The organism is Clostridium chromiireducens (genome assembly GCF_003575225.1).
In the GTDB taxonomy this organism is placed as follows: domain Bacteria; phylum Bacillota; class Clostridia; order Clostridiales; family Clostridiaceae; genus Clostridium; species Clostridium chromiireducens.
This window is the reverse complement of the sequence record NZ_QXDJ01000003.1, coordinates 276,651-293,495: the sequence shown is the minus strand read 5'-3', so window position 1 is coordinate 293,495 and position 16,845 is coordinate 276,651. Positions and strand designations below refer to the sequence as shown.

Genomic DNA, 16,845 nt, shown 5'->3' with positions numbered 1-16,845 from the left:
AATTCCTTTAGCTTATGATAAATTACCATACATGCATAAGATTCCTGAATTTCCCATTTTCCTCAGAACTCTTCCTCCCTAAAAATATCGCTGTTTAGCAGCACAAGGATTTCCAGTTGCATCGGTATAGAATACAGCTTTTCCATGTTCTGCATAATGTCCGGCAAGACCTGCTTTTTTAATTTCGTCCACAGTTGCATTCTCCATAAGTTGATATACCATAGTAGCAATTATTTCTACATGAGCCATTTCTTCTGTTCCTATATCTGTTAAAAGTGCCTTAGATTTACCAGTAGGCATTGTAAATCTTTGATCTAAATATCTTAATGCAGCACTTAATTCACCATCTGGACCACCATATTGAGTTATTAGGTATTTGGCCATAGTTAAATCTTTGCATTTAAGATTTACTGGATATTCTAATGTTTTTACATAATACCACATAAACTTTTATTCCTCCTATTAACAATTTTCCCATGGCCATGGTTGTTCGACCCATGCGCGTGGATTTTCTACATGAGCAGAACCCAGATTAGTTAGTGGACCATAATCTTTTTCATATTGATTAATCAAGTCATTTAACTTGCAAGATACTTTGTCATAATCATCTTTTGCATTTTTATCATCTGGAAAATTGTCAAGGTAAAGATTAAGTTCTATGGCAGAAAATTGGTATATTCTTATAGTATCTAGTGCATCTTTAGCGTGCATTTTTTTCACCTCTCATATTTCATTTTTTTGTATTGATAATAATGCTCATTTGGATCCCCATGATCATGAGCACGGTATGGTCTGTAAAGGTCTTTAAAGATTGTACCTTTAAGAAATCCTTCCTTGATTGAATACAAATTTTCATATTTTTGAGGAATTATATATGCACGAGCATATTCTTTTTCTGGTTTACACATACAGTCATCATGTCTGTACATAAGGTTTACTCTCCTTTGTTTGTGACTTACTTAATTAATAATCTATGCAGATTATAAATTAATGTGATATAAAATATTACAAATTTTAGAATTAGAATGTTTTTTGTAGTAATATAGATAAAAATTATATAAATATGTTTACAAATAATGGTTATGGTGTTAATTTATTTTAAGAAGGTAAAATTAAAGATGAAGAATTTTAAGAATTAAAATTTATTGGGGGACAGGATTATGAATTTTGATAATGTATTTGAAAATTATAGTAAATATATTTATAATTATGCACTTAAACTTTCTTGCAATCCTAGTGTTGCTGAAGATATAGCTCAAGAAACTTTAATTAAAGTTTGGGAAAACATTTCGCAACTTAAAGATGACAATGCAATAAAAAAATGGATTACAATAATTTGTCTTAATATTTTTAGGATGAAAATGAGAAAAGAAAAAGGATTTAGGGAATTATCTTATGAAGAAATTAATGAACTAGAAGGAGATGGGAAGCTTTTTACATCTAATGATCCTCTTCCAGAAGATTATGTAATAGTTGATGAATCAATTAAAGATTTACAAAATGGTTGTTTTCTGGCAATGGTACGAAGGTTAACATTAAATCAAAGAATAGCATTTTCACTTGTAGATATGTTTGGCATAAAGGTAGATGAAACTGCAGAAATATTACAACTTTCTAAAGCTGCTACAAAAGGACTCCTTTATAGAGCAAGAATGAATCTTGATTCGTTTTTTGGAGACCATTGCAATATTCTGAGCATTGATAATCCATGTAGCTGCAGTGCTTGGATTGAGTTTTCTAAAAGAAGAAGTGATTTACAGAAAGAAGTAGAAAAAATTAAGTTGGTTAACTATTTAGATTATAAAGAGAAAGATTACAAGTATGATGAGGAAGTAAGAAAAAAAGTTAAATACCTATATGAAAATATGCCAGATAAGAAGCCTTCAGATGAATGGTATACAAGCGTAATTACAGCTTTACATAAAACTAATGAAATTAAATATAATTAACCCTTCTACATCATTTTGCAATGAAAGAAATGTTAATTAAGAAAAGTCGCATTATTTATAGATGCGGCTTTTCTTATATACAAAATTGATATGGATAAATAATTTATAGAAAAATATTTTGGAAAAGTATTTACAAATACAAAATTTAGAAGTATGATAAATACATAAAGTCAATTTGATAATATCTAAATGATTAAAACAAGAGATATATGGCAGATTAATATTTAGTAATATTAAATTGATACAAGATTAATTGATATAATATCGCAAAAATTAATGAAGAAGGTGCTGCAATTGAGTTGTAATAGTTTATATAAGAATGAAGAAGAGTTCCTAAAGAAATATGATGTAAGCATTTACGAAAGACCGAGTGTTACAAATGATGTAATAATATTTACTACAAGTGATCGTATTGAAAAGAATTCCAGGAAAGTTCCTAAAAAAGGTATGCAGATTCTTTTAATTAAAAGAGATGATTATCCTGATATAGGTAAGTGGGCAATACCAGGCGGTTTTGTTAGAAATAATGAAAGCTTAGAATCAGGAGCCATTAGAATATTAAAAGAGGAGACGGGGATTGATAATGTGTATACTGAGCAGCTATATACATTTGGTGAACTTAATAGAGATCCTAGAACACGAGTTATAAGTATAGGAAATATAGCTTTAATATCAAAGGATAAAATTACTTTGAAAAAAGAAAAGAATAGCAAAGAAACAAACTGGTTTTGGGTTGAAAAAAGCCTATTAGACTCTAGTAAAGATGAAAGCTTTACTACAAACAGATATAAATTGAATTTTCAAAGCGAAGATAATGAGATAGATATTGAATATGAAATAATTGAAAAGATTGAAAGAAGTATTTTTAGAAAAAAAGAAGAAAAGTTTAAATTACTAAGTAATAGTGACCAAGAGTTAGCTTTTGATCATAATAAAATAATTAATTACGCAGTTGATAGAATTAGAAATAAAATTGAATATACTCCTATTGCTTTAAATCTTTTACCAAAGTTGTTTACAGTAAAAGAACTCCAAAATGTTTATGAAGCTATAATGGGGAGAGAAATTCTTAATTTTAGAAGAAAGATGGATAATATGATTATAGAAACCGATGAGATAATCGAAGGTAAGCCATTTAGACCAGCAAAGGTTTTTAAGTTTAATGAGAATTTTGAACATGAATTTTAAATAAGAGAAATGAGGGGTATAAAATGATTTATTTAAATGGTAAAGAAGTATCTATTACAAAATTTCCAAATGGAGAGAGCCTAATAAACTCCAAAGAATTGAAGATACAAGAAGATATCAATGAAATAAAAGTTAAATTTCAAGATGATAAAGACATTACTCACCTAATGTTTTTAAAAGAACATTTAGATGAATTAAATAAAAAAAGTAATTTGGTTATTCCATATATGCCCTACAGCAGAATGGATAGGACTGAAGGAATGACAATTTTTACTTTAAAATATTTTTGCAGACTTATTAACCGCTTAAGATTTGAAGAAGTTTTAATTTACGAACCTCACTCAGATGTATGTATTGCTTTATTGGATCGAGTTAAGGTTATAGATATGTCACAAAAGTTAGCAAATAATGTGCTTGAAAAACTAAATAATAGTCAAGAACCTGTTTATTTAGTTTATCCAGATGCAGGTGCTGCTAAAAGATATGGAAAACAAATAGAATATGAAAAAATACTAACTGCCAATAAAGAAAGAGATTTTAAGACAGGATATATAAAAAAGCTTGATATGAATGGAAATATTGATGATGATAACTTCAAAGCAATTATAGTAGATGATTTATGTTCAAAGGGTGGAACTTTCATTTTAACTGCAAAAAAATTAAAAGAAATGGGGGCTTCTGAAATCTATTTAGTAGTTACTCATTGTGAAGATTCAATTTTTGATGGTGAAATTTTAAAGACGGATTTAATCACTAAAGTATTTACCACAAATAGTATTTTATCAAAAGTTCATGAGAAATTAGAAGTCACTATAATTATATAAATAAACGTAAAAAGTTCAAGATAAGTAATTTATATAAATTTAAATGTTTAAAAAGAAATAAAGTTTACTTGTTAAAAATAAAAGAATTTTAGAACTTTTAAATTAATAAATTTAAAAACAAAAATATTTTTAAAGATAAAAATATAAAAAGTTAACAATTTATAGTGTTTTCAATGTATTGAGAAAGTATGACATGGAAATAGTGAAATTATTTAAAAATTTAATTAGTAAAATTGGGGGAGAAGATTATGAATAAATTATTAGTTGTTGTAGATTATCAAAAGGATTTCGTTAATGGTACTTTAGGATTTAAAAAAGCAGAGAGCTTAGAAGAGGGAATATATAATAAAGTAAAAAAATATCTAGATAATGGTTACAAGGTTTTATTCACTTATGATACTCATTTTGAAAATTATCTAGAAACAAGAGAAGGAAAGAATTTACCTGTACCTCATTGTTATATATATACTGAAGGTCACAATCTTTATGGAGAATTAAAAGAATTTGTAGGTGTAGAAAATACTTTTCATTATAATAAGAACTCTTTTGGAATAGCACCAAAGGATATGCTAAAGATATCAAAAGATGTTGGAGAAGATATAGATGAAATAGAGTTTGTTGGGATTGTTACGAATATATGCGTGATAAGCAATGTGATTACATTTCAATCTCAGTATATAAATGCAGACTTAAGTGTAGACGGAACTTTATGTGCAAGTTTTGATGATAGTCTTCATGAAAAAGCATTAGATGTAATTGAATCACTAGGCATTAAGGTTATAAGATAGGAGAGATATAAATGATAGATCCATTATTGTTAACTGATTTTTATAAAACAATACATCATATGTGTTATGCACCAGGACTCACAAAGCTTGTAAGTTATTGGACTCCTAGAATGTCCAGAAAAGAAGACATGAATAAAGTAGTTATGTTTGGACTTCAGTCTTTTATAAAAAAATATTTAATAGAATATTTCAACCAAAATTTCTTTATGGTTCCTAAGGATGAAGTTGTTATGGAGTATAGGAGAGTAATATCTAAAACCATGGGAAGCATAGCTGCAGATACAGCTCATATAGAGAAATTGCATGATTTAGGCTATTTACCTATACAAATTAAAGCAGTTCCAGAAGGAACAAGAGTAAATATAAAAACACCTATGATCGAAATAACTAATACTCACGATGAATTTGCGTGGCTTGTAAATTATTTGGAAACTTTTATGAGTTGTAATATATGGCAGCCTATGACAAGTGCAACAATTGCATATAGGTATAGAGAAATTGTAGAAAAGTATTTTGATTTAACCATGGAAAATGGCGATGTAAAAAAAGCTTGTGGAGATTTTAGTATGAGAGGATTTAGCTCTATTGAGAGTGCACAGGTCAGTAGCGCAGGACATTTGCTCTCATTTACAGGAACAGCAACAATTTCTTCAATACTTTACCTTGAAAAATATTATAACTGTAATATTGATAATGAAATAGTAGGTCTTGGAACTCCATCAACTGAGCATAGTGTGATGTGCACTTATGGAACTGATGAGCTTAAGGCTTATAAGAGATTGATTAATGAAGTATTTCCTAGTGGTATTCTTAGTATTGTTTCAGATACCTATGATTATTGGAATCTTATAACTAATATACTTCCAACATTAAAAGAAGATATATTAAATAGAGATGGAAAGATAGTGATTAGAGGGGATAGCGGAGATCCAGTTAAAATAATCTGTGGAGATAGTGAAGCACCAAAAGATAGTCCTGAATACAAAGGAACAGTTGAACTTCTATGGGATATATTTGGCGGAGAAATTAATGCTAAAGGGTATAAAGTCTTAAATTCTCATATAGGAACAATTTATGGTGATAGTATTACAGTTGAAAGATGCGAAGAGATCTGTAAGTGCCTTGAACAAAAAGGATTTGCAGTAAGCAACTGTACTTTTGGAATTGGATCATACACTTATCAATATAATACTCGTGATACTTTTGGATTCGCTCTAAAAGCAACTCATGCAGTAATTAATGGTGAAGAAAAATTCATCTTTAAAGATCCTAAAACTGATACAGGGAATTTCAAAAAATCTCAAAAGGGTATGTGCTATGTATACAAAGATGGAGAAGATATTATTTATAGGGACGAGCTTACTATAAAAGAGCAGGACGAGTTTAAAGACAATTTATTAGAAGTGGTTTTTAAGGATGGAAATTTAATCAAAGATTATTCACTTAAGGAAATAAGGGATAGGTTACACGGTTGAGGTGATGATCTTGTTTAATGTTGATGAGATACTTGGAATGAAATACCCCTATGAACTTTTTACAGGTGACAAGGATATAGCGAAAAAAGAGCACATTAATCTTCTTAAAATGTTTCATCCTGATTTGCATAAAGATTCAGAGAAATACAAAGAGGCTGCAAGTAAAATTAATGAATTATATACTGAAGCTATTAAATTATTAGTGAATGGGAATTGGATAGGAGATGGATTGATTAAAATAACCAGTTCTGATGGTGAAAAATACTCAATGAAATATAATGTACAATATTCATTTGAGCTTGGAAAATATTATATTGGAAATAGATCAATTTTATATTTAATTGATAAAGTACATCTAAAATTTATAGATAATGCATTAGACAGAATCAAAAATTTAAAGTACGAGAATAACAATATGAAATTTGAGTTTGAAAAGTATTTTCCCAAAGTATCAAGAAAATTCGAAACCATAGATGGAAAAATAGGCATTCTTATAGAAAAATCAGAAGATGCTTTTTCTCTTAAAGATATATTAAGCTATTATAGTAATAAAGTTCCACCAAGACATGTAACATGGATTTTAAGCAGTTTATACAATATAGCATGTTTTCTATATTATAATAATCTGTCACACAATGGATTAACTATTGATAATTACTTTATATCTCCATCATATCATAATGGATTTTTATTAGGTGGTTGGTGGTATACAGTACCTCTAGATGGGAAGATGCTTGGAGTATCTAATGAAATTTATAATATCATGTCTCCAGATATGAAATCTACTAAAAAGGGAACGTTTCTCTTAGATTTGGAATCTATAAGATTGATTGGTAGAACTTTACTTGGAGATAAAAATGGAATAGATATCATTGGAGATCCAGATATACCGAAACCGCTTATTGATTGTGTTAGAGGAGTTTCGGTAAATAACCCTATAGAAGAATATAAGCTTTGGGATAAAGTTATTAACGAAAGCTATGGAGCGAGAAAATTTATAGAAATGAATATTGATAAAGATAAATTATATACCAATAAAATATGAGAATTTAGGAGGTATTAAAATGGGAACAGGAAGATGGGATTCAAGGGCTTGGGATAGCTATTCAAGTGCGGCAATAAGAGGAAAGAAAACAGTAGATGATGTATTTGCGGCAAGGAGTCTTGATCCAACCTTGAATCCTTATAAAGTGAGTTTTAGGGAAAGCTGTGACAGCAGTGATAATCCAAACTCAACACCAATTATTATTGGATTAGATGTAACTGGTTCAATGGGTATAATCGCTGACAATATCGCAAGGGTAGGATTAGAAAAGTTAGCGACTGAAGTATATAATAGAAAGCCTGTGTCTGACCCTCATATAATGTTTATGGGGATTGGTGATGTAAAGTATGATTCGGCTCCTTTACAAGTAACACAATTTGAAGCTGATATTAGAATTGCAAAAGAGCTAACTAAAATTTATGTAGAACACGGCGGGGGAGGAAACAACTCTGAAAGTTATACTCTGCCTTGGTGGTTTGCTGGGATGCATACAAAATGTGATAATTATATAAAAAGAGGAAAAAAGGGATATTTATTTACTATAGGAGATGAAGAGTGTCCGAAAACAGTCCTAAAAAGCGAAATTGAAAAGGTCTTTGGAGATACAATCCAGACTGATAGTATGTCGGCTCAAGATTTATTAAGGCTTGTATCTAAGCAATATGAAGTATTTCACATTATTATTGAAGAAGGAAACCATATGCGTTATCAGCCAGATGAGGTAATAAAATCGTGGAATGAAATATTGGGGCAGAGAGCTTTAAAATTATCAGATTATACAAAGCTTCCTGAACTTATAGTATCAACACTTCAAGTATTGAATGGTGAAAATAAAGATATAGTTTCAGATAGCTGGGATGGAAGTACAAATTTAATAATTAGAAATGCTATAAAAGAACTAGTTCCAAATGCAAAAGATGATAATGGACTTGTAAAGTTTTAATATTATCCCCCTATTATTTATAATGGGGGGATGTGTTTAATATCATAAAAGGAGAGTGGAACATGAAATACATAAAAGTGATAATAGGTTCTAATTTTGGAGATGAAGGAAAAGGGTTAATGACAGATTACATGTGTTCTATAAATGAGAATCCGATTGTAATTAGATTTAACTCTTCTGCACAAGCAGGTCATACAGTAGTTACTCCAGATGGTAAAAGGCATGTATTTGGTCATTTCTGCTCAGGAAGTTTACAAGGCATTCCAACATTTTTAAGCAATTATTTTTCAGTAAATCCATTATTATTTATAAAGGAATATGATGAGTTGAAAATGAAAAATGTTGACCCGTATACTATGATTGATTTAACTTGTCCTGTGATTATCCCTCAAGATATGATTTTAAATCAAATAGTAGAAAGATATAGAGGAGATGATAGGCATGGCAGCTGTGGGCTAGGATATAACGAATCTATTATAAGAAATAATATTGAAAGATATAAGATAACATGCAGTGAGCTTTTAAACAAGAATTATATAGATAAATTAGAGCTTATAAAAAATGAATATATAAAAGATAGACTCAAGGAGTTAAATTTAGTTGGTTGTAAAGACAAGTTAATGGAAAAATTATATGATGATAATCTAATTACTCATTTTATTAATGATATCGAGAAGTATTTTATACCGAAAGTACACTTTAGTAATATAAAAAAGGCAGCAGAAAAATATAATACTCTGATTTTTGAAGGAGCTCAAGGGTTAATGTTATCAGAGGATTATAAATATTTTCCCCATGTAACACATTCAAAAACTGGTGTAAGCAATGTAGTAAATTTATTAGAAGAAATAAATAATGATCAATTAGATATAGAAGTAATTTACCTTACAAGAAGTTATCTAACAAGGCATGGGGCTGGACCTTTGCTAAATGAAGTTCAAGAAAAACCATATAAAAACATTATTGATTCAACAAACATCTCCAATGAATTTCAAGGGACATTGAGATTTGCACCATTAGATATAGATTTATTGGAAGAGAATATAAAAAATGATTATACGAAGATACTGCCTGTAAAACAACATGAATATTGCAACCTAAAAAAATCAATAGGATTAACATGTTTAGATCAAATAGATGATGATAAGGCAATTTATTATAAGAATAATCAGTTGTACGTAAATAGCACCAATAGGTTCGTCGAGGAAATATGTGAAAAAATCAACCCAGATAATTGTTATTTAAGTTATGGAAAAACCAGAAACACTATTACAAAGCGTTGAAATATAGATAAACTTTTGGAACGTTTGTTAATTAGTGAAGAGTATGGTATCATGTAATTCTTAGAAATAATAAGAACGAGGGGAGAAATGAATTCATGGATAATTTACCAAATTGCCCAAAATGTAATTCAGAATATACTTATGAAGATGGGAGTCTTCTAATTTGTCCAGAATGTGCTCATGAGTGGTCTGCAGGATTAGAAAGCCAAAATAGTGAAGATAATAAAATTGTTAAAGACGCTAACGGAAATATTTTAAGTGATGGTGATTCTGTAACAATAGTTAAGGATCTTAAAGTAAAAGGTGCTTCATCAGCATTAAAAAAAGGTACAAAAGTAAAAAATATACGTTTAGTTGATGGAGATCATAATATTGATTGCAAGATTGATGGATTTGGAGCTATGAGTTTAAAATCTGAATTCGTTAAAAAGATATAAACTTATTAGAGTATTTAGGAGAGCAAATCGAGATGGATTTGGCTCTCCTTATTTCGTTGTTTAAAATAATAAATTTCACGAAAATATTATTATCGAATAATATATAAGTTAAAGAGTATTTTATTGGAGAAAAAAATGGATAAAAATTATCAAGGGTATATATTGGATTGTAATATTTTGAGTGAAAATATTTATCGGCAAGCTTTTGATAGCATAACTATGGAGATAAACGATCTTAAATATTTAGTAGAAGCTGATTGGGGAGATCAGTATAAAGCTAAAGGCAAACTTTTTATAATAGTAAGTTTTCCACTAGAAGAATCACCATTGTTACGAGAAACAATAAATAACGAAATGGGACAATGTTTAAGTGATTTACAGATAAAAGCGAAAAAATTACTTGATCCAGTACTGCCTTCAAATGACAATTCACTTTTGTCAGATGATTTCGAGGGAGTATTTAATAAAGTGCGTGAAGAAGTACAACGTGAATTTAGGAGATGCTTAGAAAGTGCCCCTAGCTTTAATTCAGTTTTTAAGGATTATGGAAGATTTATTTCAATTGATTTAGTTCTTATTCAGGATATATTGGCATAATCAGTAAGTTAAAAATAAAGATATATGATTTTAGTGCCATGCTATATGGATTTAAAAGTGTGTGCTTACAATATAATAAATAAAAATATAGTTTATTAGCGTGATACTTGCTTCTTGTGTCAGAAAAATAGTACAAACAACGTATATTATATAGATTGACTGAATAAAATCATATATATAACTTGTATGGAGTGAGCGGATGAATAATGATGTAAATATGATATTAGAAAAAATAAAGGTTACGCCTAAAGTGCGTTGTGGTAAACAATCAATAGTAGTGTTATCTAGTAACGATACAAAATTAAATACTGAGCGTTTTAGTGAAGCTATTGAATACATTTGGGAACATAACATAGTTAAAATATTAAAGGTAGAACGTAGAAATATTTATATAGCAAAGATATATGTAGATGTTTCAGCGTAATTTTTGAGAACTCTAGTGATAGGGTTCTTTTTATATTCATATAAACCATTGTTAAATAATAAGGTTAGTATAATATTACCTCTTAAATAATTTTGTTAGTTTGAAATTTGCAACAATAGCATTTCAATTTTAAATGAATATATATGTATTGATAGTAATTCTGCAAAAAGGAAAATCAGAATGTTAGAAATAAAAATATTATTTAAAAGTGGATACATCGGGTATTTTACACCAATAAATGAAGACGATCCAACTGAAGAAAGTATTTTTAGGCTAAGAGAACTTATAAGTACTGCTAAGAAACAACTTATGAGAGGTAGCTTTGAATTAAAAGAATTAAAAACAGATTATATAACTGTAATAGATGTACAAGAAATAGTAACGTTTGGAACAAGATTAGTAGAAAAAAGTAATGAACTAATACTGAATAAACCAAAATGCGTAAATAAAAAGGTTAGTAAGAAGAAGAAAACTTAGGTCTTCACTAAAAAGTGAAATATCAATAAGTACATAAACAAAAGAATTTTTAATATTTATTTGTGTTTAATGTCAGAAATTAATATTAAGTATCGAATTATATAATGAAAGAATAAAAATCCAATATAGTATATTCCTTGATTTAAATTGGATGTTATTCCCACAAAACTATATCCTATACCCTTAATACAAAATATCCTGTAAAGTTGAAGTCTTAAATTTGTACTTAAGATTTATAAAACTGTACAGGATATTTTTGTTAAAGCCTTCTTTTATAACTAGTCATAATTAGCAGGAATTTCTCTATTTATATATAATTATATAATATACAAGGGTTCCTCATCGAGAACTTAAAGTATGCTCAACCTAGAAATTGAATACATGTTTGTAACCACAAGGGTCATAATATTAAATAGGCATTTAGAACCTTTCAGCTTATTTTCATAGCCCTATGGAAGAAACATGTATCCAATTTCGGTGAGTATATACATAAGTTCGATTTTCATTTCGGAACCCTATATAAAATAAAAATAGAGTATTTATTATTTTTTGTATTTAAATAAACGCTATAAAAAAACATAATTAATAAAAAATATTTATGTACGAAAGGGGGAAAATAGGTAGGTATATTTTTGTTAGCAGACAGAAATTAAGAAATATCTATCCTATTGATTGAATGAGTGAATTAGGTATTTGTGGATGGCTATCTAGAGAAGGGAAATTTTATGAGTGTGGAGAATCAAAACATAATCTTTTAGCATCTAGATTGGAGAAAGAGTTAGATTTAAAAAGGTTTGATGAAGACAAATCTATTTATCTTCATGATACAGCATTATTAGAAACACTGGGATTTATTAAGTTTACCCAATCAAAATATGGTAAGACAGATGAACTTCAGATTAATCAATTTATGCTATTCTTTGGGGAAAGATTTTCTTACCCACAACGAAGATGGATGGAATCCAATATATTAAAGATGTCTCCTGGTCAAAAATCAGAATGTAGGCAAAGATTAATATTAGGATATTAACTTGTGAATGGTTTTATTATAACTTTAGTTTAAGTGCACCTTGAATGTTATGCAGAATCTAACATTCAGGGTGCTTTCTTATTGAAAAAAATATCTTAGACTTTATGCATTAAATAGCTCAATATTATCTTTCAGGTGAAATTTCGTTAATATTTAAAATAAGTAGATATTAATATTGGCATGATTCTTGCTACTAATATTATTAAATATTTTAAATTATTGGAGGAATTAGAAATGAGTAATTTGGAAACTTTTAAGAAAATAATAAAATCTGTTTGGAGCATCAATAATGTTGATGAAATTGAAGATAGTTTTGGACCAGATGAAATTGAGGCATGGGATTCACTTAGTCATATTGAATTAATTGTAGCCCTTGAGGAAGAGTTTGAAATATCAATAGCAGTCCAAGATGTTTCAAGATTATATACTATTGGAGATATTAAAAAGACACTAGAAAAGTATGGAGTTGAAATATGAATTTTACTGATTATATTTTTGAATTTTCCTCAAAGCTTGATGAAACTGCAATAATCCATAAAGGCAATATTAGCTATAAAGAAATATATTTAAAAATATTAATGATATCGAATGGGATAAAAAGAACTAAAGCTGGATATGAAGATAGAATTCTCTTAATATCAGAGAATTCGCCTTTCTTCATAGCAAGTTATTTTGGAATAATAAAAAGTGGGTGCACTTGTGTACCCATAAATCCGACCTTAAGTAATCAGGACATTGAATATATTATTAATAGCTGCAATTCTAATGCAATTTTTATAGAAAAGCGTTTTTTAGATAAGTTATGTACAACTATAAATAAAGATATTAAAATAATTACTGAAGAATCATTAAATGATTTTCTAGAAATAGAAGAGAATCTTAATGTTGATGAAGAAGCGATAGAAAGTGACTTAAAAAATCATGTAGCCGTAATATTATTTACATCTGGTTCTACTGCAAAACCAAAAGGGGTAATGCTTACACATTATAATCTTCGTTATAATACAAATTCCATAATAGAATATTTTAAGTTAAGCAGTAAAGATAGAATAGAAGTAGTTCTACCATTTTATTATTGCTTTGGAACATCATTACTCCATACTCATTTTAGAGTTGGCGGAAGCTTAGTAATAAATAATAAATTTATGTTTCCTGAGTCAGTCTTGGATGATATAGAAAAATATCAGTGTACAGGATTTGCCGGAGTTCCAAGTAATTATCAAATACTGCTTAGAAAGTCGAGTATTAAAAATAGAGATTTACCAAGTATAAGATATATAGCACAAGCTGGAGGAAAACTTCCTGACAGTTTTATTAAAGAACTTATACAAACTCTTAGTGGCGTGGAAATATTTATAATGTATGGACAAACTGAAGCAACTGCAAGACTTTCATATCTTCCACCTAATATGCTTGAAAAAAAATTGGGGTCCATAGGTAAGGGGATTCCTGGGACTGAACTTAAGGTTATAGATAAAGAAGGCAATAAGATAAAAGCAGGTGATATTGGTGAAGTAGTGGCGTCTGGTGGGAATATAATGAAGGGTTACTTCAATGACAAAGAAGAAACAGATAAGGTTATTAGAAATGGATATTTATATACAGGAGATTTGGCTACAGTGGATAAGGATGGATATATTTATATTGTGGCAAGAGAAAAACAAATCATCAAAAGTGGCGGAAATAGAATAAGTCCCAAAGAAATAGAAAACATAATAATTCAAATTCCAAGTGTTATTGAAGCTGCAGTAATTGGAACACCTGATGATATATTAGGAGAAGCAATAAAAGCGTTTATTGTACTAAATAATAAAGATTTAGAAGTTAATGAAAAGTTTATAATTGAGTATTGCAAAGCTAATCTGCCATCCTATAAAGTACCTAAGCATGTGGTGTTCTTAGACGCGCTTCCAAAAAATTCTTCTGGTAAAGTAATGATAGGTGATTTGAAATGATAGATACAATTATAAATAATGAGCAGTTTAAATTGTTGCAAAAAGATAAAGAAAGTAAATTATTAGATATATTAAAGCCACAGATAGATGAAAATAGAAAAAATGAAAACTTAAACAGCATGTATAAAAAACTAGGAGTTGATATAAATACTATAAAATCCCTGGAGGAAATCCCTTTTATTCCTGTAAATATGTTTAAGTATTTTGACCTTAGAACTTGCAGTGAAGAAAATGTGGTTAGAATATTAAATTCAAGCTCTACAACTGGAAATGAGCCAAGCAAGATATATATTGATAAAGAAACTTCGATAAGGCAATCTAGCGGGTTAATATCAACATTAACAAGCTTTTTAGGGTCTTATAGAAGGCCCATGTTAGTAATTGATAGTAAAGAGGTTAATAAAAAAAATGAAACTCTAACTGCTAGAGGAGCTGCCATAAGAGGAGTAAGCAGTTTTGGCAAAAGTTTAACTTATGTAATGGATTTGGTAGATGGGAATCTTGTACTTAATGTAGAAAGGCTTAAAGAATTTGAAGAAAAATATAAAGATGCAGACATATTGGTATATGGCTTTACCTATATTATTTGGACTAGATTTGTTAAGATCTTAAAAGAAAAAGGCATAAAGTTAAACATGGGAAAAATAAAACTACTTCATAGTGGAGGATGGAAAAAACTAAATGATCAAAAGGTTGAAAAGGAAGAATTTAATAAATCCGTGGCTGAAGTATTTGGTACTGATCCTGAAAATATAATTGATTTCTACGGAATGGTTGAACAGTTAGGCGTAGTTTTTCTTGACTGTGAATGCGGATATAAACACGTCCCTGACTTTGGAGAAATTATTATAAGAGATTTTTCAACTCTTAAGGAAGTAGAAAAAGGTCAGTGTGGATTTATAGAAGTTTTGAGCGGCCTTACTTCAAGTTACCCAGGTCAAGCCATATTAACTGAGGATATTGGTGAATTTATAGGTATAGATGACTGCAAGTGCGGAAGGAAAGGTAAATACTTCAAGTTTAAAAATAGGGTTGAAAAATCTGAAACAAGAGGATGTGGAGACACTTTTGCAGAAAAGAGGGATAAGACATGATAAGTTGTTTTATGTTAGGAGATAAATTTTTTACAGAACCTAAGAAGTATCAAAATTTAGATAGAATTATAGAAGAACTTAATAAAAATAGAGAAGTAATTTACTCTTATCCTTCAGGGGCCATAGTTGAAATAATTAATAAATATAGTAAAATATTGTCAAGGGATAGAAAGTTCTTGAATTACGAAGGTGTGCCCTTTTTAGCATTATGGCTTAAAAAGAGCAATATTATAAAGCTTTTATGTTTAGATTTAAATAAGCAGGAGTACTTAGATGATTTTGTACAAATTGAAGATAATAAATTTATGAAAGCCCAGCCAAGGGGAGTTGTGTGTCATTTTATGGCTGGAAACGTGCCTACTCTTCCAATATATTATCTAATTCAGGCTCTTCTTTGCAAAAATATTAATATATGCAGAGTACCACTTGAAAGCATACGCATAGCTACAGAACTTTTAAAACCTTTATTGGACATTAAAGTAAATTATAATGGTGTGGAGTATAATGGTATTACATTATTAAAAAGTATTTCAGTAATAAATTTTTCAAGTGATAATATAGAATTAAATACTGAAATGTCAAAGGTAGCAGATGTAAGAGTAATATGTGGTGGTGAAAAAGCTGTAAATTCATTATCTACTCTTCAGAAGAAAACCACTTGTAAAGATATCATATTTGGACCTAAATACTCCTTTGCTGTATTTGAAAAATCTGCTATGGAAAGTCTTAATCTATCTAAAACTTTTGATGATTTTGCAAAGGATATAATTAGCTTTGATCAAAAGGCATGCTCTTCGCCTCAAGTATTATTTATAGAAAAAAGTAATGTAACTTTAAAGGAAGCAGCACTTAAGCTATCGAAATCTTTAGAAAGAGTATTAAAACGTTATCCTGAAACCGAAATTAACCAAGGAACATCTGCTAATATAATAAACAAAAGAGGAGAATATCTTTTATCTCCAGAAAAGGATATAATATGTAGTAGAGATCTGCAATATACAATACTAATTGATAAAGATATAGCTCTTGAGGAACCAATTCAGCATAGAACTATATTTTTAAAAGAGGTAGAAGATATCTTCGAAGTATGCAAGCTAGTAACTCCAAGGGTACAAACTATTGGAATAGCTTCTGAAGATAATAATAAAATTATAAATTTTGCAAACAAAGTTAGTTTAAACGGAGTCGATAGGTTAGTTAGAGTAGGTTTTATGAATCTATATGATTCGCCTTGGGATGGAATGCTTTTTATTAACCAAATAGTTAAATGGACAGTGCTGAATCTAAATTGAAAATGAAAAATACTTAAGTAACTGACAAATCTTCAGATTTGTTT

The 16,845-nt window shown here is 29.0% G+C and carries 19 protein-coding genes and 1 pseudogene; 17 read left to right on the top strand and 3 right to left on the bottom strand.

All coding sequences use genetic code 11. From position 1 onward, the window contains the following. Positions 1 to 96: 96 nt before the first annotated feature. The 3 genes and pseudogenes from D2A34_RS12575 to D2A34_RS12565 all read right to left on the bottom strand — a co-directional run. Positions 97 to 444 (bottom strand): annotated as a pseudogene (locus D2A34_RS12575) (manganese catalase family protein); the annotation flags it as partial. An 18-nt stretch (positions 445 to 462) separates the two neighbouring features. Then, positions 463 to 711 carry a spore coat protein CotJB gene (locus D2A34_RS12570; RefSeq protein WP_079441783.1) on the bottom strand — a complete coding sequence of 83 codons (249 nt, stop codon included), beginning with the start codon at positions 709 to 711 and terminating at the stop codon, positions 463 to 465. Between the two features lie 5 nt (positions 712 to 716). After that, complete coding sequence (locus D2A34_RS12565) at positions 717 to 929, bottom strand: spore coat associated protein CotJA (RefSeq protein ID WP_079441784.1); 213 nt, start codon at positions 927 to 929, stop codon at positions 717 to 719. Between the two features lie 231 nt (positions 930 to 1,160). Here D2A34_RS12565 and D2A34_RS12560 point away from each other — a divergent pair, with 231 nt between their 5' ends. The 17 genes from D2A34_RS12560 to D2A34_RS12480 all read left to right on the top strand — a co-directional run bounded on the left by D2A34_RS12560 (position 1,161) and on the right by D2A34_RS12480 (position 16,801). Then, positions 1,161 to 1,949: an RNA polymerase sigma factor gene (locus D2A34_RS12560; protein WP_119366842.1), complete on the top strand. Its 789-nt coding sequence runs from the start codon at positions 1,161 to 1,163 to the stop codon at positions 1,947 to 1,949. A gap of 294 nt (positions 1,950 to 2,243) precedes the next feature. Next, complete coding sequence (locus tag D2A34_RS12555) at positions 2,244 to 3,137, top strand: NUDIX hydrolase (RefSeq protein WP_243128332.1); 894 nt, start codon at positions 2,244 to 2,246, stop codon at positions 3,135 to 3,137. 23 nt (positions 3,138 to 3,160) lie between these two features. Continuing rightward, a complete protein-coding gene (locus tag D2A34_RS12550; RefSeq protein WP_119366840.1) occupies positions 3,161 to 3,961 on the top strand; it encodes a ribose-phosphate diphosphokinase in 801 nt (266 codons plus the stop codon). Between the two features lie 248 nt (positions 3,962 to 4,209). Continuing rightward, positions 4,210 to 4,749 (top strand): cysteine hydrolase family protein, encoded by a 540-nt coding sequence (locus D2A34_RS12545; RefSeq protein ID WP_119366839.1) that lies wholly within the window; start codon positions 4,210 to 4,212, stop codon positions 4,747 to 4,749. A gap of 11 nt (positions 4,750 to 4,760) precedes the next feature. Next, positions 4,761 to 6,224: a nicotinate phosphoribosyltransferase gene (locus D2A34_RS12540; RefSeq protein ID WP_119366838.1), complete on the top strand. Its 1,464-nt coding sequence runs from the start codon at positions 4,761 to 4,763 to the stop codon at positions 6,222 to 6,224. A 10-nt stretch (positions 6,225 to 6,234) separates the two neighbouring features. Continuing rightward, positions 6,235 to 7,269: a J domain-containing protein gene (locus D2A34_RS12535; protein WP_119366837.1), complete on the top strand. Its 1,035-nt coding sequence runs from the start codon at positions 6,235 to 6,237 to the stop codon at positions 7,267 to 7,269. 19 nt (positions 7,270 to 7,288) lie between these two features. Beyond that, on the top strand, positions 7,289 to 8,212 hold the full coding sequence (locus D2A34_RS12530; RefSeq protein WP_079441791.1) for a hypothetical protein: 924 nt from the start codon (positions 7,289 to 7,291) through the stop codon (positions 8,210 to 8,212). 62 nt (positions 8,213 to 8,274) lie between these two features. Then, positions 8,275 to 9,495: an adenylosuccinate synthetase gene (locus tag D2A34_RS12525; protein ID WP_119366836.1), complete on the top strand. Its 1,221-nt coding sequence runs from the start codon at positions 8,275 to 8,277 to the stop codon at positions 9,493 to 9,495. A 95-nt stretch (positions 9,496 to 9,590) separates the two neighbouring features. Next, a complete protein-coding gene (locus D2A34_RS12520) occupies positions 9,591 to 9,932 on the top strand; it encodes a zinc ribbon domain-containing protein YjdM (protein ID WP_079441793.1) in 342 nt (113 codons plus the stop codon). 135 nt (positions 9,933 to 10,067) lie between these two features. After that, positions 10,068 to 10,529: a hypothetical protein gene (locus D2A34_RS12515; RefSeq protein ID WP_079441794.1), complete on the top strand. Its 462-nt coding sequence runs from the start codon at positions 10,068 to 10,070 to the stop codon at positions 10,527 to 10,529. A gap of 199 nt (positions 10,530 to 10,728) precedes the next feature. Then, on the top strand, positions 10,729 to 10,953 hold the full coding sequence (locus D2A34_RS12510; protein WP_079441795.1) for a hypothetical protein: 225 nt from the start codon (positions 10,729 to 10,731) through the stop codon (positions 10,951 to 10,953). A gap of 180 nt (positions 10,954 to 11,133) precedes the next feature. Further along, positions 11,134 to 11,430, top strand: coding sequence for a hypothetical protein (locus D2A34_RS12505; RefSeq protein WP_079441796.1), 297 nt, complete (start codon positions 11,134 to 11,136; stop codon positions 11,428 to 11,430). A 676-nt stretch (positions 11,431 to 12,106) separates the two neighbouring features. Beyond that, positions 12,107 to 12,460 (top strand): hypothetical protein, encoded by a 354-nt coding sequence (locus D2A34_RS12500; protein ID WP_119366835.1) that lies wholly within the window; start codon positions 12,107 to 12,109, stop codon positions 12,458 to 12,460. 234 nt (positions 12,461 to 12,694) lie between these two features. Continuing rightward, positions 12,695 to 12,937: an acyl carrier protein gene (locus D2A34_RS12495; protein ID WP_079441896.1), complete on the top strand. Its 243-nt coding sequence runs from the start codon at positions 12,695 to 12,697 to the stop codon at positions 12,935 to 12,937. Further along, entirely contained in the window at positions 12,934 to 14,415 is a 1,482-nt protein-coding gene (locus D2A34_RS12490; protein WP_119366834.1) for a class I adenylate-forming enzyme family protein, read from the top strand. The genes D2A34_RS12495 and D2A34_RS12490 overlap by 4 nt, the downstream gene beginning before the upstream one ends. Continuing rightward, positions 14,412 to 15,509 carry a LuxE/PaaK family acyltransferase gene (locus D2A34_RS12485; protein WP_119366833.1) on the top strand — a complete coding sequence of 366 codons (1,098 nt, stop codon included), beginning with the start codon at positions 14,412 to 14,414 and terminating at the stop codon, positions 15,507 to 15,509. Before D2A34_RS12490 ends, D2A34_RS12485 begins: the two co-directional genes overlap by 4 nt. Then, on the top strand, positions 15,506 to 16,801 hold the full coding sequence (locus D2A34_RS12480; protein WP_119366832.1) for an acyl-CoA reductase: 1,296 nt from the start codon (positions 15,506 to 15,508) through the stop codon (positions 16,799 to 16,801). Before D2A34_RS12485 ends, D2A34_RS12480 begins: the two co-directional genes overlap by 4 nt. Positions 16,802 to 16,845: the final 44 nt, after the last annotated feature.